7 protein-coding genes are annotated in these 16,728 nt (G+C 59.6%); 1 reads left to right on the top strand and 6 read right to left on the bottom strand.

The features are described from left to right. Positions 1-529 precede the first annotated feature (529 nt). From JOE34_RS12760 to hrpA, 4 genes are all read right to left on the bottom strand, one after another. Complete coding sequence (locus tag JOE34_RS12760) at positions 530-1,657, bottom strand: GNAT family N-acetyltransferase (RefSeq protein ID WP_016568774.1); 1,128 nt, start codon at positions 1,655-1,657, stop codon at positions 530-532. 39 nt (positions 1,658-1,696) lie between these two features. After that, complete coding sequence (locus tag JOE34_RS12755; protein WP_209995869.1) at positions 1,697-6,592, bottom strand: NEL-type E3 ubiquitin ligase domain-containing protein; 4,896 nt, start codon at positions 6,590-6,592, stop codon at positions 1,697-1,699. Between the two features lie 120 nt (positions 6,593-6,712). Beyond that, positions 6,713-7,834, bottom strand: a complete 1,122-nt coding sequence (locus tag JOE34_RS12750) for a beta-ketoacyl-ACP synthase III (RefSeq protein WP_209995867.1) — start codon at positions 7,832-7,834, stop codon at positions 6,713-6,715. 241 nt (positions 7,835-8,075) lie between these two features. Continuing rightward, entirely contained in the window at positions 8,076-11,987 is a 3,912-nt protein-coding gene (gene hrpA / locus JOE34_RS12745; protein WP_209995865.1) for an ATP-dependent RNA helicase HrpA, read from the bottom strand. Between the two features lie 173 nt (positions 11,988-12,160). Here hrpA and JOE34_RS12740 point away from each other — a divergent pair, with 173 nt between their 5' ends. Then, the gene (locus tag JOE34_RS12740) at positions 12,161-12,406 is read left to right on the top strand and encodes a type II toxin-antitoxin system Phd/YefM family antitoxin (protein ID WP_003402372.1); all 246 of its coding nucleotides are present in this window, start codon (positions 12,161-12,163) and stop codon (positions 12,404-12,406) included. A gap of 272 nt (positions 12,407-12,678) precedes the next feature. Here JOE34_RS12740 and fadD1 read toward each other — a convergent pair whose 3' ends face one another. Beyond that, positions 12,679-14,370, bottom strand: coding sequence for a long-chain-fatty-acid--CoA ligase FadD1 (gene fadD1 / locus JOE34_RS12735; RefSeq protein WP_024649270.1), 1,692 nt, complete (start codon positions 14,368-14,370; stop codon positions 12,679-12,681). Positions 14,371-14,724: 354 nt separating this feature from the next. Further along, on the bottom strand, positions 14,725-16,413 hold the full coding sequence (fadD2, locus tag JOE34_RS12730) for a long-chain-fatty-acid--CoA ligase FadD2 (RefSeq protein WP_122219782.1): 1,689 nt from the start codon (positions 16,411-16,413) through the stop codon (positions 14,725-14,727). Positions 16,414-16,728: the final 315 nt, after the last annotated feature.

Genomic DNA, 16,728 nt, shown 5'->3' with positions numbered 1-16,728 from the left:
GTGTACACCGCACTTGTGGGAGCGAGCTTGCTCGCGAAGAGGTCAGTGCAGTCGCTGAATGTCTTCTGGATAGCTACTCACCTGCCGGTCGGGTGTACACCGAACTTGTGGGAGCGAGCTTGCTCGCGAAGAGGCCCGTGCAGTCGCTAGATGTCTTCTGGATAGCTGCTCACCTGCCGGTCAGGTGTACACCGCACTTGTGGGAGCGAGCTTGCTCGCGAAGAGGCCCGTGCCGTCGCTAGATGTCTTCTGGATAGCTGCTCACCTGTCGGTCAGGTGTACACCGCACTTGTGGGAGCGAGCTTGCTCGCGAAGAAGTCAGTGCAGTCGTTGGATGTCTTCTGGGTAGCTGCTCACCTGTCGGTCAGGTGTACACAGAAGTTGTGTGAGCTTGCTCGCGAAGAGGCCCGTGCAGTCGCTGGATGTCTTCTGGGTAGCTGCTCACCTGTCGGTCAGGTGTACACCGAACTTGTGGGAGCGAGCTTGCTCGCGAAGAGGTCAGTGCAGTCGCTGAATATCTTCTGGCCGGTTACTCCGCCTGCCGATACGGCAGCGCGCTGCGCGCATCCTCGGCATAGGCCATTACGCCGACGCGCTCCTGCTCCAGAAACTCGCTGACCGCGTCTTTCAGGCCTGGGTGCATCAGGTAATGCCACGAACGGGTGATCTGCGGTTCGAAGCCGCGGATCAGTTTGTGTTCGCCCTGCGCACCGGCGTCGAAGCGTTGCAGGCCGTGGGCGATGGCGTAGTCCATACCCTGGTAAAAACAGGTTTCGAAATGCAGCCGGTCGAACTCGGCCAGGCAGCCCCAGTAACGCCCATAGAAACTGTCGTCACCGATCAGGCTGAAAGCCATCGCCACAGGCCGTGAGCCCTGCAGCGCGATGACCACACGGATCGATTCGGGCATGCGCTCGGCCAGCAGGCTGAAGAACTCACGCGTCAGGTAAGGCGCCTGCCCGCGCACCTCGTAGGTATTGGAGTAGCACGCATACACGAAGTCCCACAGCACTTCGCTCATCTGCGCGCCTTCGAGCCATTCGAACTCGATGCCCTGCCCGGCCACCTGTTCACGCTCCTTGCGCATCTGTTTGCGCTTGCGCGAACTCAATGCGTCGAGAAAATCCTGGAAATCGCGGTAGCCGCGATTCTGCCAATGAAACTGGCAACCAATCCGTTGCAACCAGCCCGGTTGGGTTTCAAGCAGGGCATCGGCCGCCGGATCGGTAAAGTTCACGTGCGCGCTCGACAGCCCCTCACGTTGCAGGTACGCCGGCAGCTCGCCGAGCAACTCGATGCCACCCTGAGGCGTCGCGGACAGAATCCTCGAACCGCCAACCGGGCTGAAAGGCACGGCGACCAGCAGCTTGGGGTAGTAGGCGATGCCAGCGCGACGGCAGGCGTCTGCCCAGGCGTGATCGAACACGTACTCGCCATACGAATGCCACTTTCGGTAGGCCGGCAACGCCGCCACCAACTGATCGTTTTCGTAGTGCAGCACATGTTCGGCACGCCAGCCTGATCGTGGGCCGAGGCTGCCGCTGTCCTCCAGCGAGCTGAGAAACGCATGCCGCAGGAATGGCTGATTGCCAGGGACCAGCGCATCCCATTGGGCAGGCGTGACGGTGGCGAGGCTGTCGATTACGTGAACAGGCATGCAGGTTCCCCGATAGGCAGACAGGGTGAAGAATATCCCTTATTGAGCCGTGATGTTCACCGCCTCCGCAATCTGCCTGGAAAGAGTGACCGCGAATTCGTTGATCGCTCGCTCACGCTCACGGGAGATCACGCCAATCTGCTCGAGGTACTGCTGATCGGATTGCTCGTCAGGCGGCAACTCATCCAGGGCCACCAGGCGCTGATTGAAAGGCTGCTTGACCGGCTCGAACTCCGGGGCGTAACGAATTTCCAGATAACTCATCCAGAACTCCCGGGCAATCATCGACTGAAAAAACTCAGGGGTGGTTTCGCGATCAATGATTTCGTTGTACGCCGTCTGTAAATCCGCTTCGCTCACCCTGGCAATAGCGCGGAACCACATGGTTCGCGGCTGGCCCGGCAGTTCAAGCCGCGCCTGCAGACCGACGCGATAGGCCAGGCGTACTTCGGCCTCATCGACGCTCTCGCCGCTCGCCTGGCGAAACGCAATCTCGCGCAGGGCAATTTTCTCCACCTGGTCCAGACGGTCCAGACTGCGGGTCATCCTGAACAGCTTGCGTGGCTGCGCAGACGCCGGCGTGGATGACATGATCGAGAAGATCTGGACGCGCACTTCCATGTCGCCAAACACCAATGCCAGTCCATCGCCACACGTCTGCGGGTGCGCAGCAACATCGAAGAGCTGGGCACGCAGCTCGGCGTTTACCGACGCCGATTCGATCATCGACCAGACCCGCGCAATCAGCTCATCGCGGTTACTTGAAAAGTCGGCCGAGTGTGTCAGATCGCTTAGCATCTGAAAAAAATCCGTGGAGCCGGCACAAGCGCGCAGGTCTTGCCACAGCCTTGTGCGGGTATTGGCCTGCTCACGATTCAGGCCTAAAAGCCACGGCGCACTGTCAGGCACGGCCTCAACCGGATTGACACTCTGGCTGACACCCCATCGCGGTCGCAGCCTTCCCTCGCGAAACAGCCTGATGCGCTCCAGCGTGGGTGAATTCAACGGATTGCCGTTCAGATGCAAGTGCAGGCGCGAGGAACTGAGGGAGCGCTCGATGTTATCGAGCTCATCGATGGATATTTCCGAGATGCGATTGTCACGCACATCAATACGAATCAGCTCAGACCGAAGCCAGTTCCATGCCGGCAATCTGCTAATGCCGGAGCCGCGCAGAAACAACAGGCGCAGGGAGTTCAGTGCATTGATGGGGACGTCCTCGCCGAGCGAGCAAAAATTGAGGTCCAGAATTTCCAGGCGGTTCAGGTTCTGCAACGTCGCGTTGGCGGACTCTGTCCAGATCAGCGGATTGTGGCTGATGGACAGCTCTGCAAGCTGAGGCATTTGCCCTATCGAAGTCGGCAAGGATCGCAGGTCATTGAAGTCCAGGCTCAGTGAACGCAGTCTATTGAAGTTTTTCAGTAATGCATCCGCTTGTGGATCGGTAAGCTGCATGGCGCGGGCTTTCAGCACCGCCACATGGTCGAAGTTGGCCGTGATATCCGGTAGTTGTCCGATACGCAGATTATCCAGATCGAGCGCGTACCCCAAGAAGTCGCCTTGAAAGTTTCGGCACTGAACGCTCAAGCGTTTCCAGCAGTCGTGAATGCGCGTCGCGGCAACCTCCCTCGGCCGGCGCATCGAAGAAAAGGGCGTTTCCGCGACCCAAGTGTCCAGGGTAACCTGGAGCGTTCGCAGTTCATCGGCGAGGCTGCTCAGTCTTTGCCGGACGAAAGTCGACAACTCCCTCGCCAGTCCGGTGTGTTCGGCGCGCAACGCGTTCAGGAAACCGGACACCTCTGCATCGGAAAAATCAGGGTATAAGCTTTTTACCGCAAGCTCCGGCGAGTACCTGGACGCGCCGATGCCCAGACGACGAAAGAAACGTCGCAACCGTCCACTCAGGGGGTAGCCAATACGGCCATGGGGCAAGCGTTGCGGCCATTTGATACCCGGCTTGATCAGTTGTAATTGCAGAACGGCAGCCATGCGCTCGCGTCGTTCGACTGCCGTATTGCGCAACAGGCTGCGCAGTTGCAGCTCATCCGCATCGGCGGGCAGCTGGACGTCGAGCCGCACTTGCTCAGGAAGCGCCAGCAACAACGCCCTGAAAAACTGCTGATCCACTTCACCGAGCGACTCGCCCGACGGCTCAAAGCACTGAACACCCTGCTCGGTATTGACCAGCAGCCGGTGCGATGAGGCCTGATCGCTGTCGAGACTGGCTATTTCGTCGCCCTCCAGCGAATCCTTCAACAGATCGATCGAAACATCACCCCGCCAGCCTGGCACGTACTGCAGCATGCCCAGCCCCGCTGCCCGGGTGTCCGGATTATCGGTTACCGCCCGATAGAAGCCTTCGTTGGCGCGGTTTATCCGCAGTTGCTGCTGATACTCGCGGGCATGCTCGGCAAGCCCTAGAGGAATGCGCTTTTCAGTGGTCATTCGCGCTTTGTCTGCATCGCTCGCCATGCCGATGAGTTCGAGCGCCACGCTGCTCGGCAGGCTTTCGAAGTCGCGCTGTAGCAGCTGGACATGCGGGTCGTCGCTGCGACCTTTGAGCGCCTGCACGTCATCTAGCAGGCGCCCGATGTGCGTCTGGGCGTAATCGGCCAGATAGCGTTTGAGGCCACGCAGTTGAACGGCCCTGTCGGCACTGTCGCTTCCGCTCAGACGAGCGGCTTCATCGGCGGACAGATTTTCCAGCAATTGACCCAGCACCTCAGTGAGCTGCCCGGTCGGCCCTGTGACATGGGACGACAGCGTCATCTGCGATCCCGCGTTCCACGCTTCCAGCAGCGCGCCTTGGGCGTCGATCAGTAGCAGGCCGCGGGCCTCATGCCAGCGCGGTGATGACACCAGCAGTTTCAGCCACGGTTCAAGATGAGAAACATGGACATCAGCCACGTCGGCGGCCTGAAGAGCGTCGATGCAGGCGTGCAACTGCCGTTCTGTTTCAACGCGCTGAATGGCGTCCTTCAGCAAGGCCGGAGGCTGGAGGTTCTCGACATGGACCTGGCGCAACAACGCCTCTTGGGTGCCGGTGATGCGCAGGACTTTATGAATGTCTTCTTCCAGGAACGCATGATACGTCGGGTTCAGGCGTCTGAAAGCCGTTACCTCGTCCCAACCCATGGGGTTTTCCCATTCATGGCGCCAGGCACCGGCACCGTTGTGCTTGAGCCTTGGCGCGTACGAACGCTCATTCACCGGATGCCTGACGCGCCATTGGGTGCCGTCTGCATCGGACTCGACGCGATACAGTTTGCCGTCCAGTGGCAACCAGGTCTTGCCCTCGTGCTCATAAAGCCCAAGGGCGTTGCTGCTCAGGTTGTCGGGCAACGAAACCGTATGCGCATAGGCATCAATGCTCGGCTTGCCGAGACGTACGGCCCCGTCGACACGCCGTTGCACCAGGCTTTCGATGAACATCGAGGGTTGCAGCCCGTTCACCGCAGCCACGACGCCGCCTGCCACCAGCATCTGTGCAACGTTTTCGCCGATGTCGTAGACATGTTGCATGGCGTCTTCGACTTCATCGTGCTTCCAGTCTTCGTAAGCAACGAACGCTTCGCTGGCGAGCTGATAGAGGGCGACCACGGACATGACTTCACCCAGCACCGGCACAAAGAACCCGGCCACGTTGAGCAGGTTCATACCATTGTTTTCAAGGCTTTCGATCAGTGCATCGTGAGCCTGCTGGTCCACCTGAGCGGAAGGCACCGCGATAGCCTTTGAGTCGTCATAGGTTTTGGCCAGTAAATGGTCGTATAGCTGCGCGAATGGCGGCTTCGAGAATGGCTGTGCCTGCACGACCAGGTCGGCATCGGGGTTCAGCTTGCGATCCCTGGCCGGATACAGCCGCGCGTCCAGTTTGGTAAAAAATGCCGAAGACTGGCCGAGGCTGACGAAACGGCTGAAGTAGCGTCGATAGTGTTCGCTGCCCAACGCCGTCACCAGCCAGGCGTTGAAGGCCCGCAACGATGCGAACTGCTTGATCGGATGCGAGGGCTCGGAAGGCAGGTAGACCAGACAAGGACCGTCATCGGGCCTGGCGCCATCCTGCTGTATCAGCAAAGCACCCTGTAACAGCGAGCCGGGGAACGTGTAGGTGTCGAGCATGTGCAGCTGGCAGTAACGCACGCCCTTGCCATCCCATCGCGGCTGGTCAACGGACTTCACCATGTCCAGCAGGGTCTGGTACGCCGCTTCAGTGATATCGCCTTTCATCACAGCGATATGCGCAAGCACCTCGACGGCGGCACGCTCGCTGTCCATGAATGCGCTGGCAACCGCTTGCGCAGCCGGGCCTGGCGGTTTGAACACGCTGTCCAGATGGGTCTGATACTGGCGGCCCAGATCCAGCTCATGGCAAAAATCAGCGAACTGTTCGAGATCGATCGCCTGACGGTCCCGGTATTCCACCTTGTAGCGGCGCTGGGCGCTGTCGATCAGCCAGTAGCGCAGGCCACCTGCGCGCAAGATTGCAGAGTAGGGATCGAAGCGGCTTCTGTTGCTCGGAGCGAAGTTCTGCAAGGCCGCCTGGAGCAGAGTCTGCTCGAGCGGGACCGGGTTCCAGGTGCTGTCGTAGCGCCAGGTCATCAGTTGAAAGCCTTCAACGTCGAGGTCGAGCTTGAAACGTTCGACAAACGCTTTCGACAGCAAGGGCGCTGCAAACTGCTGCGCCGATAACAGCCGGTTGCGCATTGGTTCCAGCGCCTGCGCGCAACGGCGTGCGCTTTGCTGGCTGGCGTGCAGCGCCTGGCGCAGTGCCGTAGGCGCGCCCACATACCAGTCTGGCAAGTTGAGCCTGATGAATTCGGTGTTGGCGTGCTCCGCTTCGAACGGCGCCGCGTCCTGCGGTGGAGGCGTTACAGAGGCGTGTGCAACGGACGATTCTATTGTTTCAAAGGGGTTGTATCTGAGGGTGAACATGGTCGATACCGCTAATGGCTTTGTGAATAGCCAATACGATAAAGACCCAACGGCCTGCACATGACATAACGGGATATGACAGGTAGCGCCCGTCTCAAGAGCGCTACCCGTCGAACGCGATCAGCGCTTGCGCAGAATCACGCTGCCGATCGAGTAACCAGCGCCAAACGAACTGAGTACCGCCAGAGCGCCTCGCGGCAAGTCGTCCTGATAGGTGTGAAACGCAATCACCGAGCCCGCCGAGCTGGTATTGCCATAGGTGTCGAGAATCACCGGCGCTTCTTCGACACTGGCGTCGCGGCCCAGCAGCTTCTTGACGATCAGATGGTTCATGCTCAGGTTGGCCTGGTGCAGCCAGAAGCGTCTGACGTCAGTGATGTTGATGCCGTTGTCCTGCAAATGCGCAGCGACCAGCTTGGCGACCATCGGGCACACCTCGCGGAATACCTTGCGGCCTTCCTGCACAAACAGCTTGTCCGGCGCGCTCTGGCCCTCGTCCGAGGTACGGTTGAGGAAACCGAAATTGTTGCGGATGTTGTTGGAAAACTGGGTCAGCAGCCGGGTGCTGACGATATCGAACTGATAAGGCGACGTGGCAAGATCGGCGCGCTCGACCACCACCGCCGTGGCGCCGTCACCAAAGATGAAGTGGCTGTCACGGTCACGGAAATTAAGGTGTGCGGTGCAGATTTCCGGGCTGATCACCAGCAAGGCGCGAGCCTGACCCAGTTGCACGCTGTTGCAGGCCGTCTGAATGCCGAAGGTGGCCGACGAACAGGCCACGTTCATGTCAAACCCGTAACCGGCAACGCCCAGCGCTTGCTGAATCTCGATGGAGATTGCCGGATAGGCGCGTTGCAGGTTGGAGCAGGCAACGATTACACCGTCGATGTCGGCAGCGGTTTTGCCGGCGCGTTGCAGCGCCTGTCTGGCGGCAGCTACACCCATCTCACAGAGGATCGACCATTCGTCATTGCTGCGCTCCGGCAGGTTGGGCTTCATGCGCTGCGGATCGAGAATGCCCTCCTTGTCCATGACGAAGCGGCTTTTGATACCCGAAGCCTTTTCGATGAAAGCGGCGCTGGACTCACTCAGCGCCTGCACGTCGCCACGTTCGATAGCGGCGGCATTATCGCTGTTGAACTGTGCAACATAGGCATTGAAAGACTGCACCAGCTCTTCGTTGGAGATGCTGTTGGCCGGGGTAAACAGGCCTGTGCCGCTGATGACGACGTTGTGCACGGTCGTTCCTCTCTTATTGAGTTGCAGGTAATGACCTGCTCACGCACGGCAACTGAAGGCCCACTGCTTTTTGGGACCTGCGTACCAGTGCGACTGTAAAAGCTGCCCGTAACCGGGAGCAGCATTTCATGACACGGTGAAGACAGGCGCGGAGTGTGCCACAGAGCCCGGTTTTGGCGCTATCGGGCCAATGAATATAGGCACGATAGACGCCTTTTACTTCGTGACAGGAAGCAGCGGATCAGCTCTCCACCTGACTCCACTGCTTGCTCAACCGTTTGTCCGACACGGGCATTTTCGTGCCCAGTTGCTGGGCGAACAGCGAGACGCGGTATTCCTCCATCCACCAACGGTACAGCGCCAGTTCCGGGTCGCGCTTGCCTTCTTGCGCGTGCTTGTCGGCGCGTGCCTGGTACTGCGTCCACAGACCTGCCAGCTCGATGCTCCACACCCGGTCCTTCTGCACCTGAGACGGCAGTTTTTCCAGACGCATCTCGATGGCCTTCAGATAACGCGGCAGCTCCTTGAGCCATACCGCCGGGGTCTCGCGGACGAATCCGGGGTACACCAGCTTGCTCAGTTGCGCCTTGATATCGTTGAGCGCCACCGCCTGGGACAGGTCGATCTTGCCTTTGAAGCGCTTTTGCAGACCGTGCCACAGCTTGAGAATTTCCAGCGTCAGCTTCGCGAGCCGCTCGGCATGCTCGGTCCAGTCGGCGCGCTTGCGCTCAGCCAGCGACAGCAGGCCGGCACCGTCGCGCGGCAACTCGGCTTCACCTTCCAGCACGCAACTGTCGAGGCTGGCCAGCAGGATGTCTTCGATCAACGCATCGATGCGCCCCAGCTCGCGATGAAGCAAGGCCAGTTCGGTCTGCCCCGGCAATTTGTTGCGCAGAAACTTGGCGGGTTCGGCCAACTGCTGCAACAGCAAACGCTGCAAGGCGCGGCGATGCTGATACTCGGCCTCGGCCTGGGTCGAGAAACGGCCTTCCTTGACCGCTCCGCCCTCTTCGACCAACGCCGGATAAACCGTCATCGACAGCCCGGCGATGTTCTGCTGGGTTTTCTGCGCCACCGCAGCGAAGGCCTTGGCCTGCACGGGCTGCTGGCTTTTCGCGGTTTGCGGCACGGCCAGCGCGGCCTGACTCGCCTCGGCAAAGCGCGCCGTCAGCTCGGCCAGATCGCGCCCCTCACCGAGAAACTTGCCGCTGCCATCGACGATTTCCAGATTCATCTTCAGATGACCTTCAAGCTGCTGTGCCGCCTCGGCCCAGGCTTCGTCGCCGACCCTTACGCCGGTCATGCGCAGCAGTTCACGGCCCAGCGCCTGAGGCAATGAGCCCTCGCCGAAGGTGATGCGCTGCAACGCCGCCTTGATGAAATCCGGGACCGGCACGAAGTTCTTGCGCACCGCCTTGGGCAGGTTGCGAACCAGCGCAATGCACTTGGTCTCGAGTAACCCCGGCACCAGCCACTCAAGACGCTCGGCAGGCAGCGACAGCAACAACGGCGCGGGAACACGCAAGGTCACGCCGTCACGCGGGTGATTGGGTTCGAAGTGGTAGCTCAGCGACAGGCTCAGGTCGCCCAGCCGCAGGGTGTCCGGATATTGCGCGGCGGTGACTTCGCTGGCCTCGCGCGCCAGTACGTCCTCTTCGCGCATGATCAACAGCTGTGGATTCTTCTGGCTTTCGGTTTTGTACCAGTTGTCGAAGGTGGCCGTCTGATGAATCTCGGCCGGAATGCGTGCTTCGTAGAAGCTGTACAGGGTGTCTTCGTCAGCCAGAATATCGCGGCGTCGAGCCTTGGCTTCCAGCTCGTCGAGCTGTTCCAGCAAGCGGGTATTGGCGCTCAGGCACTTGGCCCGCGACAGGATATCGCCACGCACCAGGCCTTCACGAATGAACAGCTCGCGCGAAACCACCGGGTCGATAGGCCCGAAATGCACCGGGCGACGGCCCACCACGATCAGGCCAAACAGCGTGATCTGTTCGAACGCCACGACCTGCCCGCGCTTCTTCTCCCAGTGCGGCTCGAAGTGGTTTTTCTTGATCAGATGGCCGGCCAGCGGCTCGATCCAGTCCGAATCGATCTTGGCGACCATGCGCGCGTACAGTTTGGTGGTTTCCACCAGTTCGGCGGTCATCAACCACTGTGGACGCTTCTTGCCCAATCCGGAGGACGGATGAATCCAGAAGCGCCGCTGTCGTGCGCCGAGGTAATCGCCCTCGTCGGCCTTTTGCCCGATCTGACTCAGCAGACCGGAAAGAATAGCCTTGTGAAACTTAGGGTAATCGGCCGGCTCCTTGTTGACCGTCAGTTGCAGGTCGCGACAGATCAGGCTCAATTGCCGATGGGAATCGCGCCATTCACGCAGGCGCAGGTAATTCAGGAAATTGCGCCGGCACCAGTTACGCAGCGGACTGGCAGTCAGGGTCTGGCGCTGCTCTTCGAAGCCGCGCCACAGATTGACCATCCCGGCGAAGTCCGAGTCGGCGTCCTTCCATTGCGCGTGAGCCTGATCCGCAGCCTGCTGACGCTCGGGCGGTCGCTCGCGCACGTCCTGTACCGACATGGCGCTGGCGACGATCAGCACTTCCTGCAGGCTGCCCTGCTTCGCCGCTTCCAGCAGCATGCGGCCCATGCGCGGGTCCACCGGCAGACGCGCCAGTTGGCGGCCCAGCGGGGTCAGCTGATTCTCGCGGTTGACCGCCGAGAGCTCCTGCAACAGGTTGAAACCGTCGCTGATCGCCTTGCCGTCCGGCGGCTCGATGAACGGGAAGTCGGTGATCTCGCCCAGGCGCAGGTGCAGCATCTGCAGGATGACCGCGGCCAGGTTGGTGCGCAGGATCTCGGGGTCGGTGAATTCAGGCCGACCGTTGAAATCCTCCTCACTGTACAGACGCACGCACAGGCCGGGCTCGACCCGTCCGCAACGGCCTTTGCGCTGGTTGGCACTGGCCTGGGACACCGCCTCAATCGGCAGGCGCTGGACCTTGGCGCGATAGCTGTAGCGACTGATGCGCGCCGTACCGGTGTCGATCACGTAACGGATGCCCGGCACAGTCAGCGAGGTTTCAGCGACGTTGGTAGCCAGTACAACGCGACGACCAGGGTGCGATTGAAAGATACGCTGCTGCTCGGCCGGCGAGAGGCGCGCGTAAAGCGGCAGAATCTCGGTGTGCCTGAGCTGCGCCTTGCGCAGCACCTCGGCGGCATCGCGGATCTCGCGCTCGCCAGGCAAGAACACCAGCACATCGCCTGGGCTCTTGCGCTCGCTGCGCTCGAAGGCCGCCAGTTCGTCCAGCGTGGCCAGAATCGCCTGATCGACGGTCAGGTCCTCTTCAACGCTGTTGCCGTCTTCGTCCTGCTCGCTGGTCAGCGGGCGATACCAGACGTCCACGGGGAAGGTACGCCCGGACACTTCGATCACCGGCGCATCGTTGAAGTGCTCGGAAAAGCGCTGCAGGTCGATGGTCGCGGAAGTGATGATGACCTTAAGGTCCGGACGACGCGGCAGCAGGGTCTTCAGATAACCCAGCAGGAAATCGATGTTCAGGCTGCGTTCGTGGGCTTCGTCGACGATGATCGTGTCATAGCGCTCGAGAAAGCGGTCGTGCTGGGTTTCGGCCAGCAGAATACCGTCGGTCATCAGCTTGATCAGAGTGTTGCTGTCGCTCTGGTCCTCGAAACGCACCTGATAGCCGACCAGCGCACCGAGCGGCGTACCGATTTCCTCGGCAACCCGGCTGGCCACGCTGCGGGCGGCGATCCGGCGCGGCTGGGTATGACCGATCAGACCGTGCTGACCGCGACCGATTTCCAGGCAGATTTTCGGCAACTGGGTGGTCTTCCCGGAGCCAGTCTCGCCGGCAATGATCAGCACCTGGTGCTTGAGCAGCGCATCCTTGATCTCGTCACGCTTGGCCGCGATGGGCAGGTTATCGTCATAACGAATCGCCGGGACACTTTCACGCCGCGCCGTGACCTGCGCGCAGGATGCCTGCACGCGCGCAACCCACTGCGCCAGCTTCGCCTCGTCGGGCTTTTTGCGCAGGTCGTGCAACTGACGGCGCAGACGATAACGTTCGCTGATCATCGCTTGGTCGAGGTTTTTCAGAAGTTGGTCGGTAGAAGGCGATTCGTCGGTCATCAGGCGCGCAGGGTCTTTTTTCAAATGGCAGATGCGGATTGTCGCAGATTGCGGTGGGTCGTGACGATGGTCTGAGGATTGGGCGGTCTATGACGGCAACGACGCAGCATCTTCTCTCTTGCACCAGCGCATCAAAAAAGACCAAAATTGAGCACTAACTGGAGTCCTAAATCATGCAAAGCATCCTTGCAGATGTCGCGGTCAGCGTCTCTGAACTCAAGAAAAATCCGTCAGCGGTCCTGAGTGGCGCTCATGGTTTACCTGTGGCCGTCCTTAATCACAATAAAGTCATGGGCTACATGGTCCCTGCCGAGGTGTTTGAAGCAATGATGGAGAGGCTTGATGACCTTGATCTGGCCGAGCTGATCAAATCTCGCCAACATGAAAAGCCGGTGTCGGTAGATATAGATGACCTTTGAGCTTGAATTTCTGCCCTCGGCCTTGAAGGAGTGGGAAAAGGAAAATACAGGCCATCTGTGCTGTCATGCGTAAATATCTGACGGGTTTGTGGGCGTGCATGCACGCTGGAGAAGATTTTGACACAGCCAAGCTTTTCAGCGAAAAGCACCTGATAAAAGCTTGACCGTGAACAGATTATCTACAAAAGCCCTGCTCTGCACTCATCGAGATTTTTATATAACGATGAGCGCCTGGCGTGGAAATGAACGTCAATCCGGTTTCGGGCCTGCCCTTACTTCTTCACACCCAGTTTCTTCAATTCCTCGTCACGCAGCTCGCGACGCAGGATCTTGCCGACGTTGGTGGTCGGCAGCACGTCGCGGAATTCGACGCTGCGCGGCACTTTGTAGCCGGTCAGGTTGGCGCGCATGTGCTCCATGACCTTGTCCTTGGTCAGGGTAACGCCCGGTTTGGCGACCACGAAGACCTTGATGGTCTCGCCCGACTTCTCGTCCGGGACGCCGATCGCCGCGCATTGAAGCACGCCGGGAAGCGTCGCCAGCACGTCTTCCAGTTCGTTGGGGTACACGTTGAAACCGGAGATCAGGATCATGTCTTTCTTGCGATCGACAATCCGGATATAGCCGTCAGGCTGGATGATCGCGATGTCGCCGGTCTTCAGCCAGCCTTCGCTGTCGATCATTTCATCGGTCGCTTCCTGGCGCTGCCAGTAGCCTTTCATGACCTGCGGCCCCTTGATGCACAGCTCGCCGGTTTCACCGAACGCCAGCTCGTTGCCCGCATCGTCGATGACCTTGCACAGGGTCGACGGTACCGGAATACCGATGCTGCCCATCTGCACGTACTGAGAAGGATTGACCGTGGCCACCGGGCTGGTCTCGGTCATGCCGTAGCCTTCGCAGACCTGACAGCCCGTCACCTGCTTCCAGCGCTCGGCAGCGGCCTGCTGCAAGGCCATGCCGCCGGACAAGGTGACTTTCAACGCCGAGAAATCGAGGTTGCGGAAGCCTTCGCTATTGCACAGGGCCACGAACAGCGTGTTAAGGCCGACAAAGCCGCTGAACTTCCATTTCGACAGCTCCTTGACCATGGCCGGCAGGTCACGCGGGTTGCTGATCAGGATGTTGTGATTGCCGAGCAGCATCATCGCCATGCAATGAAAGGTGAAGGCATAGATGTGATACAGCGGCAGCGGCGTGATGATGATCTCACAGCCTTCGCCCAGATTTGACGCCATCAGCGCCCGGCATTGCAGCATGTTGGCGATCAGGTTGCGGTGCGTGAGCATTGCCCCCTTGGCCACGCCGGTGGTGCCGCCGGTGTACTGCAGCACGGCAACATCGGCGCTGCCAGGCGACACCTCGGTCACTGGCTGACCACGGCCCTTGCCAAGTACATCGTTGAATTTGACGGCCTTGGGCAAGTGATAGGCCGGGACCATTTTCTTCACGTACTTGATGACGCTGTTGATCAGCAAGCGCTTGAACGGTGACAGCATGTCGGCCACTTCGGTGACAATCACCTGCCTGATCTGCGTCTTGGGTACGACCTTCTCGGCCAGGTGGGCCATGTTTGCCAGGCACACCAGCGCCTTGGCACCGGAGTCGTTGAACTGGTGTTCCATTTCCCGCGCGGTGTACAGCGGGTTGGTGTTGACCACGATCAGCCCGGCGCGAATCGCGCCAAAGACGGCAATCGGGTACTGCAATACGTTGGGTAGCTGTACGGCGATACGGTCACCCGGCTGCAGGTCGGTATGTTGCTGAATCCAGGCGGCAAACGCGCCGGACAGCTCATACAGTTCGCCGTAGGTGATGGTCTTGCCCAGGTTGCTGAACGCCGGCTTGTCGGCGAAGCGCTGGCAGGACTGCTTCAGGACCGCCTGGACGTTAGGGTACTCGTCGGGGTTGATATCGGCAGGGATACCGGACGGGTACTTGTCCTTCCAGAAGTTATCAATCATTCAGTCGGCTCCGTAGCGATAGCGAATTCTTCACATCGCCTGAAGCGATGATTTTCTTGTGCTTGGAATTATGCAGTAGACGCTTTTTCCGCTTTATGACTGATCAAAAAGCGCGCCGAGAGTAGCAGCTTTGCCAAAGGCCGACTAGAGGCATAAGAAGGCCCGACAGTCACCAATAAGACCAGAAAATCACATCTGGTCACTTTTAATACATTTAATAAAACCTCATCACTGCCTCAAAAGCACCGGACCAGAGCGGCCCCTCAGCATAATCGCCTGTTTCCGGAAAAAATCGACCCCGTTTGCAGCGATCTGCAAACGGGGTCAGGTACACAGATGGAGACGATTAAAGGGTCAGGCAATGTCCCGAAGCTCGCGGCGCAGAATCTTGCCCACCGGGGTCATCGGCAATGAATCACGCAGAACGATCTGCCTGGGCACCTTGTAGCCGGTGAAATTCTCTTTGCAGAAGGCCTTGAGCTCTTCGATGCTCAGCCCCGGGTCTCGCGCCACCACGAATAGCTTTACGGCCTCCCCCGAGCGCTCGTCCGGCACGCCGATGCAGGCGCAGTTGGCGACTTTCGGATGGGCCATGACCACGTCTTCGATTTCGTTGGGGTAGACGTTGAAACCGGACACGATGATCAGGTCTTTCTTGCGGTCCACGATACTGACGAACCCGTCAGCGCCAATCACGGCAATGTCACCGGTCTTGAACCAGCCTTCGGCGTCCAGGCATTCGGCTGTGGCATCGGGCTGGTTCCAATAGCCTTTCATGACCTGCGGCCCCTTGATGCACAGCTCGCCACGCTCGCCGAAAGGCAACTCGATGCCATTGTCATCGATGACTTTCATGGCGGTGCCGGGCACGGGAATGCCCACGGTTCCCAAGCGCGCCAGAGTGCCGTAGGGATTGGCACTGGCAACAGGCGACGTCTCGGTCAGGCCGTACCCTTCGACGATCATGCAGCCGGTGATCTGCGCCCAGCGCTCGGCCGTGGCCTTGACCAGTGCAGTGCCGCCGGAGTTGGTGCTTTTCAGCGCCGAGAAATCCAGATTCTTGAATTCCGGACGGTTCATGAGCGCAACGAACAGTGTGTTGAGGCCGATCATGGCAGTGAACTTCCACTTGCCCAGTTCCTTGATGAAGCCGCCGATATCGCGAGGGTTGGTGATCAGAATGTTGTGATTGCCGCTGATCATCATGCACATGCAGTTCGCCGTGAACGCGTAGATGTGATAGAGCGGCAGCGGCGCGATCATCACCTCTTTGCCTTCTTCAAACAGCGATCCGCCTTGCGGCCCTTGCTGACGCATGCAGGCATAGACCTGCTGCATGTTGGCGACCAGATTGCCATGGGTGAGCATCGCGCCCTTGGCCAGCCCCGTGGTGCCACCGGTGTACTGCAGAACGGCAACATCCTGCAGACCTCGCGGCACGACCTGCAGGCGGCTGTCGCGCCCCAGGCGCAGCGTTCGCTTGAAGCCGACGGCCTGAGGCAGATGGAATTCAGGGACCATCTTCTTGACCTTGTCGACAATGGTATTGACCAGCCAGCCCTTGGCAGCCGATTGCATGTCGCCCATTTTCACTTCGATCAGGTATTCGATGGCCGTGTCCGGCAGCACTTCCTGCACCAGCTTGCCGAACAGATTGAGATAGACCAGCGCCCGGGCGCCGGAGTCCTTGAATTGATGGCGCATCTCGCGCGCGGTGTACAACGGGTTGGTGTTGACCACCGTCAGACCGGCACGCATCGCACCGAATACGGCGATCGGGTACTGCAGGATATTGGGCATCTGTACGGCAATGCGGTCACCCGGCACCAGTTGCGTGTGCTGCTGCAAATACGCGGCGAAGGCGGCGGAGTGACGCTCGAGTTCCGCGTAGGTCAGCGTCACGCCCATGTTGCTGAACGCAGGTCGGTCGGCGAATTTCCTGCAGCAGCGCTCAAACACCTCGACGACCGATTGGTAGGTCTGCAGATCCACCTCGGCGTCGACACCCGCCGGACGCTTGTCATCCCAGAAGTCAGCTCGCATTATTTTTATCCCTTTTCCCTGCATAGGTCTGAGCGGACGTTAGCAGTTAAAGCACCTCAGGCAAATCATCATCCGGGCCTCATCAGCAGCATGAATCTTGTCTCTGTTCAGACTGAAATCTGTCGCCAGCGATACACTGCGCACGGCAATCGGGCTGGTAAAGACACCTGCCCGATAGCGCAGTAGCCGTATTCACACGACGTTTGCTTATTATTTGCCTTGAATGTGATCCGGGGAGCGCCAGCAAGCGTCTGAATGATCTTGTCCGCGCATTGGCGGCGACAGGTCATCAAGTGTTACAAATCAAGGCCAGGT

It is taken from the genome of Pseudomonas sp. PvP028 (assembly GCF_017832255.1).
Classification (GTDB): Bacteria; Pseudomonadota; Gammaproteobacteria; order Pseudomonadales; family Pseudomonadaceae; genus Aquipseudomonas; species Aquipseudomonas syringae.
The sequence above is the reverse complement of the archived record's forward strand: the minus strand, read 5'-3'. Positions and strand labels throughout refer to the sequence as shown.